Here is a 269-nt window from a genome sequence, read left to right as displayed (position 1 = left end):
TGTGGCTGTTGGCAGCAGTCGAGATAATGCGCCTTCCATGCGGAGGATTGCAACGCGCCTGCGAGCAGCACCATCACGCCGGCTATAACGGGCACAGCATGCGAGAGCGCCGGCACTCGCATTTGAAGCGTGGCGAAGGCCGCGCCTAGCGCGAACACCACCGCGCCCAATGCAGCCCATACGGCGAAATAGCCGATGCCTGCGAGCCAGATCAGCCATGTGAGCGCGGGTGCCCGCGCGCGCCCGTGCCGCGCGCTGTCGAGCGCTTC

At 66.5% G+C, this 269-nt stretch carries 1 protein-coding gene; it reads right to left on the bottom strand.

Going from position 1 to position 269, the window contains the following annotated elements; genetic code table 11:
* A partial coding sequence (locus SB753_RS37605; protein WP_410805230.1) for a DUF2182 domain-containing protein occupies positions 1-269 on the bottom strand: 269 nt, incomplete at both ends.

The sequence above is a fragment of the Paraburkholderia sp. SIMBA_053 genome, assembly GCF_046534895.1.
GTDB classification, from domain to species: Bacteria; Pseudomonadota; Gammaproteobacteria; order Burkholderiales; family Burkholderiaceae; genus Paraburkholderia; species Paraburkholderia caledonica.
This window is presented reverse-complemented; position numbering and strand designations above follow the sequence as displayed.